The organism is Ewingella sp. CoE-038-23 (assembly GCF_040419245.1).
GTDB classification, from domain to species: domain Bacteria; phylum Pseudomonadota; class Gammaproteobacteria; order Enterobacterales; family Enterobacteriaceae; genus Ewingella; species Ewingella allii.
Genome location: NZ_JAZHOH010000005.1, coordinates 1 through 6977 on the forward strand (window position 1 = coordinate 1; position 6977 = coordinate 6977).

Below are 6977 nucleotides of genomic sequence, written 5' to 3' on the forward strand. Positions count from 1 at the left end.
GATTGATGAATTTCAGAAAGAGTCCGCCCAGTTAAGCCGGCAGACCGCGCAGTTGTCTCAGGTTATCCGTGAGCTGGACAGTGCTTCCGGCAACATGACTGAAACGGTGAAAAAATCTGTTAATACCGCACTGAATCAGGTTGAGCGTGAGTTAAAGCAAGCCAGTATTGAGCAGCAGAAGCCCGCCGTAAATGCCCTTAATCAGGTGGTGAAAGTGGCTCAGGAGTCCGTGTTCGAAATGCAGCGTGAAATGTCGCGTTATACATGGAAGTCTGCGATTTATATCGGCATGACGATGATTGCGGTGATGGGGGGCTGCTTATGGGGAATGTATTACTTTATCGACAGTGGCTATGCGCGGATTGCTGAGATGCAACGCATGGAAGCTATCTGGGAGAAAAAAGCTCCTCTGGCGAATATTAGTATCTGCGACGGTAAGCCTTGTGTGCAGGTAACCGGTGTGGAATATACTAATAAAAAAGGTGACCGCTTTTATCTGATAGAATCAATTAAATAAAATTCACTGAGGTACACATGTCATTTCAAACACCTATAACAATAGCTGAAGCAATTAAAAATATTGAAAACCAAAGGTATTTACTTCCTTCAATTCAAAGGGAGTTTGTGTGGGAGCATAGTAAGATAGAATGGTTACTTGATTCTATAATGCGTAACTACCCAATAAGTTCATTCCTATTTTGGCGAGTGGAGGGGGAAACAAAGAAGAATTTTAAATTCTATAAATTTATATGCAACTATAGGAAGAAATATAACACGAGAAATGAAGAGGTTGAAACTAGTGGTCATGGCGATTTTACCGCAATACTAGATGGTCAACAGAGGCTTACATCTCTTTATATAGCATTGCGTGGCAGTTACGCATATAGAACACCAAGATTAAAAGAAGAAAATTCTGAACGAGTCTATCCAACTAGATATGTTTATTTGAATGTATCTCGACCATTAGAAGATGAAGAGGATGGTAGGATTTATGAGTTTAATTTTTTAACTCCACTTGAAGTTGAAAGATCAAAATATAAATGGTTTAAAGTTTCTGACATATATGGACTGTCCGATGATTTCGATTTTAATAAATATCTTGATGAAAATAAAATGAAGGAGTCGGAGTATTCATATCGTGCAATGTCCACATTGAAAAATGTTATACACTCCAAGCAAATAATTAATTTTTTTCTTGAAACTGAACAGGAAATTGATAAGGCTTTAAATATTTTCATTAGAGTTAACAGTGGTGGTGAGCCATTAACTTTTTCTGATTTAATAATGTCTATAGCTGTTGCTAACTGGGAGAAAAAAGATGCAAGGAAAGAAATATATGGTTTAGTTGATGTTATTAGAGACAAGGGTTTTACAATATCGAAAGACTTTATTTTGAAATGTTTTCTTTACCTTCATAGTAAGGATATTAGATTTAAAGTTACAAACTTTTCAAAAAGTAATGCTGAGTCATTTGAAACGGAGTGGGTTAGAATAAGGAATGTTATAGTATCAGTATTTGATCTGATCATTTCTTTCGGGTTTTCAAATGGCACGCTTGTATCTAAAAATGCTTTACTACCAATTGTTTATTATATGTACCATCGACACTTGCCGAATGATTTTTACAAAAGATCTTCATTTAGTGAAGATAGAAATATAATAAAAAAATGGTTGCATGTAGCTCTGGTTAAAAGAGTTTTCGGTGGCACTTCCGATACTATTTTAAATAAGATAAGAAAGGCATTTACAAGTGATGTTATTTCACATCCAATTGGAGATGTGAATTTATTTCCGGTTGAAAGTATAAATAGTGAAATAAAATATGATGTTAGTATTTCAGATGAATTTATTCATGACTTATTAAGCACCCAGATGGATGATAAATATTCATTTTCCTTGTTATCATTGCTTTATCCAAACTTAGATTATAAAAATAATGACTTTCACAAAGATCATCTACATCCAGCTGTCATGTATGACGAACTTTGTGAAGATGATAAAAATAATTTTGGGTGGAGTGTTTATAATTCATTAGTTAATATCCAAATGTTGGATGCTAATGAAAACATGTCTAAAAACAAGAAGCCATTGTCTGTTTGGGTTGATAAAGAAACTGAAGGTAAAGATAGATGTGATTTTTTGCGTAAACACTTGATCCCAGAGACTGATTTAAACATCTCTAACTTTAGAGAGTATGTGTCTTTAAGGACAGAGTTATTAATTAATGAACTAAAAAATAAATTGATTTAAATACAAAAGGCGAGTTTATGCATAAATTTGTGTAATTGCCTGATTTTGATATGTTCGATCAAACATTTAAAGCCGCTTCAAGCGGCTTTTAAACTACAATGTGATCTGAGGATGTTTCACCCCACATGCTCTTGCATATCGAGCCAGTGTTTCAAGGCTAGCTTTAATCACATTAGATTCCATGCGAGAAACAGTAGGAGGAGTAACGCCCATGCGCTCTGCCACTTGAGCTCTTGTTAATCCTGCATGATTGCGCCACTCAGCAAGCATGGCCTGAAGTCTTTCCTTGCGTTCCTCTGCTTCATAGGCTGCTTGAACCTCATGATTAGAGAGCAATTCTTTTCTAACATGCTCCCAAGCGATACCTTTAACTTTACTCATTTAGCATCTCCTCAAGACGTTCAAAGGCTATAGATATTTCACCTGATGGGGTTTTCTGTGTCTTTTTAATAAAGACTCTAAGTAGATAGATATTCCTGCCTTTCTGATAAACATAAAGACCTCTGGCAATATCCGTCCCCATCGTCCTTAACTCAAATAATCCATCTCTAAGTGGTTTGCTATCTGGCTCTCGCAATGCAGTAGCGTTGGTTTTAAGTTTATCAATCAAGCGAATCATTTTTGCTCTGACTACTGGCGGTAAGTCAGCTAGCTCATTCGGTACATCATCGTGCAATATTACGTTAAACACTGGTTCGCCCTCCATAGCGAAATATTAGCACAAAAGGCAATTTGCACTATAGGTTAATTTAATGGTTTTTCTGCTATATTTAACATAATCGATCTTTCGCGCACCACTGACCAGGTACTCATCCCCAGAACCCGCAGTAACGTCCAAAAGCGCGGATTTTGTCGCCCAAAGACGGGCTGTTTTGGTGTTGCCGGTTTGTTATCAGAATGGCGGGATTGGTTTCAGCCAGCAAACTGGCTGAAACTGCTATTTCTTCCAGAATTTCCATGATTTTTTTACCACCGGCTGCGTAGCTGGTTCTGGTGCTGTTGGCAGTTTGGATTCGATAAGCAGCATTGCCTGTTTTAGGCTGTCTATGTGCGACTGTTGAGCTGTAACGAGTTGTCTCAGGTGTTCAACTTCATGTTCTAGTTGCTTTGTTTTACTGGTTTCACCTGTTCCATTAGATGTTACATGCTGTTCATCTGTTACATTGTCACTCTGTTCATGGTGAACAGATTTGAATGCACCAAAAACGCGTAAAAGCTCTGATGTATCTATCTTTTTTATGCCTTTCTCATCTGTGCAGGTGGACAATTTCCCGTTTGATATGTAACGGTGAACAGTTGTTCTACTTTTATTTGTTAGTCTTGATGCTTCACTGATAGATACAAGAGCCATAAGAACCTCAGATCCTTCCGTATTTAGCCAGTATGTTCTCTAGTGTGGTTCGTTGTTTTTGCGTCAGCCATGAGAATGAACCATTGAGATCATACTTGCTTTGCATGTCACTCAAGAATTTTGCTTCAAAACTAGTAAGTTGAATTTTTACAGTTAAAGCATCGTGTAGTGTTTTTTTAAGTCCCTCATGCAGACGATTTTCAGGAGTTAAAATGATTTTTTTATCTGCTTTTTTTAATTCAGGATCTTTCGCAAGTTCTGTTACCAAATCAATTTGCGTATTCAGTTCAACCTGAAATATCAGTGTGTCAGCAGGGCGACCTCGTTTTTCAATTTCTAATTTCATGTTGCTGTAAGTGTTGAGGTCTTTAGATATAACATTCAATACATTCTGTTTGAATTTTTTAAATTCAGGATAGTTTGTTTCTAACATCAACATGAATTTAAAATCATCAATACTTATTTCAATGTTCGCTCTATGGGTGTTTTTTTGTGTTAATTCTTTTAGAAGCCACTCATAAACTCGCATGGAGTACTTATTTTTAAATAATTTCACATGCTCAAGGTTGTATTTGATGAATTTTTTTAGTTGAAATAAATAGGGTAGTATTTCTTCGCTGAAAACAAGCTCCAACTCTTCCGATGAAAACTTAGCGAAATTAGTCCACTGAAAAATTATCCGCTCTTTTTTTACTGTTGGATTTGTGATCTCTACTGTTCTCGTCATGAGATGTTTTGTTGAATTATAGAGATTATTCCATGCCTGCTCTGGCGTCATTCCCATAGTGTTAGCGTATTCCGCATAGTTAAACCGTAACGTTCTATTTTCACGAGTCGGTTCTAAACAAGGGTTCAGATGAGCCACACAATATAAAATCAATTTTGTCTCTTGATCTGTTAGGTCATAGCGACTTACCGCCAGTTCATTGGCTTTAAATACAATTAGTTCAGACATAACTCCTCAGGAAGGTGACAGTTTTTTTTTATAACATACCAAGCATAAAGGTGAATGTATATAAAACACTTCACCTTTATGTTGATTCTGTGAGTTCTATTAAAATCGTGTCACCTTTGGTTGGTTTTTTATTAAAATCGTGTCACCTTCTATTAAAATCGTGTCACCTTTGTGTTTTTTTATCTTTATATATCAACGATTTAAAATCTCTAGAATAAAGAAAGAATAGAAAAGATAAAAAAGAATAGATCCCAGTCCTGTGGATAACTGACAGCCTGAGTGAGTGATCCAGTATGATAAAAGGATGTCGCAAACACTGTTTGCTCCTCTTCAAAACAGACCTTTGAACCCCCAAAACACTGAGATAGCACCCTCGCAAGCTCGGGCACATCGCTGAACATTCCTTTCGTCTCCGACCATTTGGCACCTGAATCGCTGTTGTTTCCGTGAAATTCAGTTCGCTTCGCTCACGGCTCTGGCAGGGAATGGAGGTAAACGGCACTACAGGCGCTTTTTATTGATGACAGTGAAGGATTCAACTTCTGAGATAAGAAAAGCCCGTCACGGGCTTCTCAGTGCGTTTAATCACTATCCTGTCAGGTGTTGCTGTCTGACTTTTTGCTGTTCAGCAATTCCTGACCTCTGATTTTCCAGTCAGACCACTTAGGATTATCCCGTGACAAATCATTGAGACTGGCTAATGCGCCCAGTAGGGCAGCAGTATCATCGACGGGCTTCCCTGTCTGGCTGTCTACCAGTCCCGCCATGATAAGTAAGCCGGCTGACTGATACAGAGCATGGTCACGGGCTTTGCGAGCCGCCCTGGCTTCTGCACGTTTCTCTGCCTGTATCAGGTTCATCACCTTTGCTCTGGCTTCCTGTGCTTTCTCTGCTGCCTGTTCTGCCTGAATCAGCAGTGACAGCGTTTTAATATCCTGCGCTGTTTTGTTGGCTTTATCCGTCAGCAATACCATAAGCCGCTGTTGTTCATTAGGCGACTTTAAGCCACGGATATACTGCACTCTTTCTGCCGCCCATTTTTCCTGTTTTTCGCTTTTATTCATGCCCGTTTATCCTCTGAATGTTAACGGGGGAATTATGCTCATTGGTGGCAGCAAAGGTCAAATTCCACTACAATCCCTGATAACTCTTTTATTTATCAGGGCGCACTTAGACGTTTCTTTACTTTGTTCAGAAACGGTGCGCGCCTTCCGCGGGATAAAACACGATGGCATCCTATCATCTCAGCGTAAAAACCGGCGGAAAAGGCAATGCCTCTCCCCATGCCGATTACATTTCGCGTGAGGGGAAGTATGCCCGTGAAAAAGACTCTGACCTTGAGTATAAGGAGTCCGGCAACATGCCCGCATGGGCAGCGCATAAACCGTCCGAGTTCTGGAAAGCCGCTGATACGTTTGAACGTGCCAACGGCTGCACCTACCGCGAGATTGAAATTGCCCTGCCGCGTGAACTGAAATCGGAGCAGCGTCTTGAGCTGGTCCGCGATTTTGTCCGGCAGGAAATCGGCGACCGTCATGCGTATCAGTTTGCTATCCATAACCCAAAAGCGGCGATAGCCGGTGGCGAACAGCCGCATGCGCATATCATGTTCTCTGAGCGGATGAATGACGGGATTGACCGTGACCCGCAGCAGTATTTCAAACGTGCGAACAACAAAGAGCCGGAGCGTGGCGGGGCTAAAAAGGTACGTTTCGGGGAAACACCGACGGAGCGCAAAGAGCATCTTGTTGCCCAGCGTGAGCGTTGGGCTGACCTTCAGAACACCTGTCTTGAACGGCATCAGCATACTGACCGGGTTGATGCCCGTTCCCTGAAAGCACAGGGCATCGAGCGCGAGCCGGAGCGGCATCTGGGCGCGGGACAGGTACAGCGCTTTGATACTGACCAGTTACAGGCCATTCTTGAACGCAGGGAAGCAGAACGACAGGTTCAGCAGTGCCGTGATGAACGTGACAGCGTCATTGACGTGACCACTTCGTTACGGGAAGCCCTTAGTGAGCGGGACACTCTGACGCCAAAACAGGCGAAGCCTGAACAGGACGCCGTTTCCGGCAGGGTGTTCGATTTTGAAAAAGAGCCGGACAAGCTGAATGAACTGGTCAGCGATGCCATGAAGGACATACAGGAAGAAATCGACCTTCAGTCCCTTGTGAACGATGCAATGGCAGAGTTTCAGGGCATACATCAGGAGATGGTCAGGCAGCAGGAACGTGCCGCACTCGCTGAAAAACAGCGCCAGCAGGAGAAAGAGCGGCAGCGTATTGCCGAACAGAAACAACAGAAACCAGACAAAGGCTGGTCATTCTCACGATAGACAGGATTTTACATGAGCGACGAAATTAAACAGATTGCTGCCCTTATCGGGCATCAGCAGGCACAGGAAAAACGGGTTGCCGCGCT

Annotated in this window: 9 protein-coding genes and 1 pseudogene; 4 read left to right on the forward strand and 6 right to left on the reverse strand. The window is 41.0% G+C overall.

The window, feature by feature from the left end; translation table 11 throughout:
- Together V2154_RS24750 and V2154_RS24755 are read left to right on the forward strand one after the other, a co-directional pair.
- A partial coding sequence (locus V2154_RS24750) for a tRNA modification GTPase (protein ID WP_353504436.1) occupies positions 1–517 on the forward strand: 517 nt, incomplete at its 5' end.
- A gap of 17 nt (positions 518–534) precedes the next feature.
- On the forward strand, positions 535–2250 hold the full coding sequence (locus V2154_RS24755) for a DUF262 domain-containing protein (protein ID WP_349963056.1): 1716 nt from the start codon (positions 535–537) through the stop codon (positions 2248–2250).
- A 93-nt stretch (positions 2251–2343) separates the two neighbouring features.
- Here V2154_RS24755 and V2154_RS24760 read toward each other — a convergent pair whose 3' ends face one another.
- The 6 genes from V2154_RS24760 to traD all read right to left on the reverse strand — a co-directional run bounded on the left by V2154_RS24760 (position 2344) and on the right by traD (position 5620).
- The gene (locus tag V2154_RS24760; RefSeq protein ID WP_145594224.1) at positions 2344–2631 is read right to left on the reverse strand and encodes a helix-turn-helix domain-containing protein; all 288 of its coding nucleotides are present in this window, start codon (positions 2629–2631) and stop codon (positions 2344–2346) included.
- Positions 2624–2941 (reverse strand): type II toxin-antitoxin system RelE/ParE family toxin, encoded by a 318-nt coding sequence (locus tag V2154_RS24765; protein WP_134412310.1) that lies wholly within the window; start codon positions 2939–2941, stop codon positions 2624–2626. The genes V2154_RS24760 and V2154_RS24765 overlap by 8 nt, the downstream gene beginning before the upstream one ends.
- 118 nt (positions 2942–3059) lie before the next feature.
- On the reverse strand, positions 3060–3209 hold the full coding sequence (locus tag V2154_RS24770) for a hypothetical protein (RefSeq protein WP_353504437.1): 150 nt from the start codon (positions 3207–3209) through the stop codon (positions 3060–3062).
- Positions 3188–3601 (reverse strand): hypothetical protein, encoded by a 414-nt coding sequence (locus V2154_RS24775; RefSeq protein WP_167311093.1) that lies wholly within the window; start codon positions 3599–3601, stop codon positions 3188–3190. The genes V2154_RS24770 and V2154_RS24775 overlap by 22 nt, the downstream gene beginning before the upstream one ends.
- 7 nt (positions 3602–3608) lie before the next feature.
- Positions 3609–4556, reverse strand: coding sequence for a replication initiation protein (locus tag V2154_RS24780; RefSeq protein WP_349963053.1), 948 nt, complete (start codon positions 4554–4556; stop codon positions 3609–3611).
- 596 nt (positions 4557–5152) lie between these two features.
- The gene (traD, locus tag V2154_RS24785; RefSeq protein WP_167311095.1) at positions 5153–5620 is read right to left on the reverse strand and encodes a conjugal transfer protein TraD; all 468 of its coding nucleotides are present in this window, start codon (positions 5618–5620) and stop codon (positions 5153–5155) included.
- 164 nt (positions 5621–5784) lie between these two features.
- On the opposite strand from traD, the gene mobA reads away from it, so the two are divergent.
- Together mobA and V2154_RS24795 are read left to right on the forward strand one after the other, a co-directional pair.
- Positions 5785–6891 (forward strand): mobilization protein MobA, encoded by a 1107-nt coding sequence (gene mobA, locus V2154_RS24790; protein WP_145594230.1) that lies wholly within the window; start codon positions 5785–5787, stop codon positions 6889–6891.
- Positions 6892–6903: 12 nt separating this feature from the next.
- Positions 6904–6977: pseudogene (locus tag V2154_RS24795) on the forward strand (tRNA modification GTPase); the annotation flags it as partial.

Coding starts and splice junctions, on each gene's coding strand:
- V2154_RS24755 (WP_349963056.1), top strand. CDS start 535: ATGTCATTTCAAACACCTATAACAATAGCTGAAGCAATTAAAAATATT.
- V2154_RS24760 (WP_145594224.1), bottom strand. CDS start 2,631: ATGAGTAAAGTTAAAGGTATCGCTTGGGAGCATGTTAGAAAAGAATTG.
- V2154_RS24770 (WP_353504437.1), bottom strand. CDS start 3,209: ATGGAAATTCTGGAAGAAATAGCAGTTTCAGCCAGTTTGCTGGCTGAA.
- V2154_RS24775 (WP_167311093.1), bottom strand. CDS start 3,601: ATGGCTCTTGTATCTATCAGTGAAGCATCAAGACTAACAAATAAAAGT.
- V2154_RS24780 (WP_349963053.1), bottom strand. CDS start 4,556: ATGTCTGAACTAATTGTATTTAAAGCCAATGAACTGGCGGTAAGTCGC.
- traD (WP_167311095.1), bottom strand. CDS start 5,620: ATGAATAAAAGCGAAAAACAGGAAAAATGGGCGGCAGAAAGAGTGCAG.
- mobA (WP_145594230.1), top strand. CDS start 5,785: ATGGCATCCTATCATCTCAGCGTAAAAACCGGCGGAAAAGGCAATGCC.